This window comes from Neobacillus jeddahensis (genome assembly GCF_000612625.1).
In the GTDB taxonomy this organism is placed as follows: domain Bacteria; phylum Bacillota; class Bacilli; order Bacillales; family Cytobacillaceae; genus Neobacillus; species Neobacillus jeddahensis.
In genome coordinates, this window is the sequence record NZ_CCAS010000127.1 from 1 (window position 1) to 1939 (window position 1939).

Below are 1939 nucleotides of genomic sequence, written 5' to 3' on the forward strand. Positions count from 1 at the left end.
GGGGTATACTTTTATGTAAATGAAAAGAGGTGGGAAGACGTGGAAAACAATCATCAATTAGCAACATTTGCTGGCGGCTGTTTTTGGTGTATGGTGAAGCCGTTTGATGAACAACCAGGGATAATCCGAGTTTTGTCTGGATATACGGGTGGAACAGTGGAAAATCCGAGTTATCAACAGGTTTGCACCGATACAACTGGACATTATGAAGCCGTTCAAATTACTTTTGAACCAGACGTATTTCCATATGAAAAATTGCTAGAATTATTTTGGCAGCAAATTGATCCCACGGATTCAGGGGGCCAATTCTATGATCGCGGCCAATCGTATCAAACCGCTATCTTTTTCCACACGGATCAACAAAAAAAGCTGGCTGAACAATCAAAACAAGCATTACAGAACAGCGGCAGATTTTCAAAGCCCGTTGTGACGCCCATTCTGCCAGCGACAACTTTTTATCCGGCTGAAGATTATCATCAGCAGTATTATAAAAAAAATCGTGCCCATTATGAGTCCTACCATGTCGGTTCTGGCCGGGCAGGGTTTATTGAAAGGCATTGGGGGAATGATCATGCAAAATAAAGATTTAAAAAAGGAATTAACGCCTATTCAATATGAAGTTACACAAAACAATGGTACTGAGCCACCGTTTAGAAATGAATATTGGAATGAAACACGAGAGGGGCTTTATGTCGATATTGTATCCGGCAAGCCTTTATTCAGTTCACTTGATAAATTTGATGCAGGCTGTGGCTGGCCAAGTTTTACGAAACCGATTGAAGAAGATGAAGTCCTAGAGAAACAAGATCATAGCCATTTTATGATTCGGACAGAGGTACGAAGTAAATCAGCCGATTCCCACTTAGGACATGTTTTCAATGATGGGCCAAACCCAACAGGCTTGCGCTACTGCATAAACTCAGCTGCGTTACGGTTTATCCCGAAGGAAAAGCTAGAAGAAGAGGGATATGGAGAATTCTCAATCCTGTTTGACGCAAAATAAAGAGCCGCTACCATGCGGCTTTTATTTTGCAACTATATTTCCTTTTGACTTTGAAGAAGAGGTCATCCCACCCGATAGAACAAATTTCATGGCGTCCTCTGCCTTGACATCGATAATTTCGACTTGCTCCTTCGGGATTAAAAAGGTAAATCCTGCGACCTGAAATGTTTGCGGGATATAGACGGCAACATGGTCCTTTAAAGGACTATAAAAATCCTCTAATTGCTCTGAAGTAATAAACCCAACACTCCTCATTTCTGTCCCTGGAATAATGACTAAGGCCACCTTCGAAAAGGATTTCTTATCGCCAAGGAAAGATTGTACTGTATCTTTGATAACAGAATAAATGGTTTTTACAACAGGAATTTTTTCAAGTAAACGATCAATTAATCTAATCATTTTTCCGGTTACATACTTTGTCGACAACCAGCCTAATAAGGTAATTAAAATAATCGTTGTCAATAAGCCTATTCCTGGGATGTAATCTTCCTTGAAGTATGGTTTTAAAGAATTTCCTAATAAACCGTCCAAAAATAGGAAAGTTTTATAAATCACATACACGACAAGAATAATCGGAACAATTGTTAAAATGCCGTTAATAAAGTTCTTTACTATCGATTTCATTTTATCACCTTCATAAATATCATTGTCTTTCATCATATAGGCGAATGCACATACAGGTCAAGCATCTAGTTCATAAAGTAATAGGGAACAGAAACAAATTATTGAGGAGTGATTGTTAATGTATGGATATGGATATGATGGATGTTGCGGTTATCCTGCATACCCTGCTGCCGTAGGAGGTTGCGGAGGCTTTGGTTTTGGAGGCTTTGCGCTGATCGTTGTTTTATTTATTCTATTAATTATTATTGGTGCAAGCTGGAATTTTTGATAATGAATGCAAAACAGATCTTGGAGAAATCCAAGATCATTTTT

General features: G+C 38.8%; 4 protein-coding genes. 3 read left to right on the forward strand and 1 reads right to left on the reverse strand.

Going from position 1 to position 1939, the window contains the following annotated elements; translation table 11 throughout:
• Window positions 1-90 precede the first annotated feature (90 nt).
• Together msrA and msrB are read left to right on the forward strand one after the other, a co-directional pair.
• Entirely contained in the window at window positions 91-582 is a 492-nt protein-coding gene (msrA, locus tag TY15_RS22895) for a peptide-methionine (S)-S-oxide reductase MsrA (protein WP_042375709.1), read from the forward strand.
• Entirely contained in the window at window positions 572-1003 is a 432-nt protein-coding gene (msrB, locus tag TY15_RS22900; RefSeq protein WP_187373560.1) for a peptide-methionine (R)-S-oxide reductase MsrB, read from the forward strand. The genes msrA and msrB overlap by 11 nt, the downstream gene beginning before the upstream one ends.
• A gap of 21 nt (window positions 1004-1024) precedes the next feature.
• On the opposite strand, the gene TY15_RS22905 is transcribed toward msrB, so the two are convergent.
• Window positions 1025-1627 carry a DUF502 domain-containing protein gene (locus TY15_RS22905; protein ID WP_040208779.1) on the reverse strand — a complete coding sequence of 201 codons (603 nt, stop codon included), beginning with the start codon at window positions 1625-1627 and terminating at the stop codon, window positions 1025-1027.
• 118 nt (window positions 1628-1745) lie between these two features.
• Here TY15_RS22905 and TY15_RS23915 point away from each other — a divergent pair, with 118 nt between their 5' ends.
• The gene (locus TY15_RS23915) at window positions 1746-1895 is read left to right on the forward strand and encodes a YjcZ family sporulation protein (protein WP_074432866.1); all 150 of its coding nucleotides are present in this window, start codon (window positions 1746-1748) and stop codon (window positions 1893-1895) included.
• Window positions 1896-1939 lie beyond the last annotated feature (44 nt).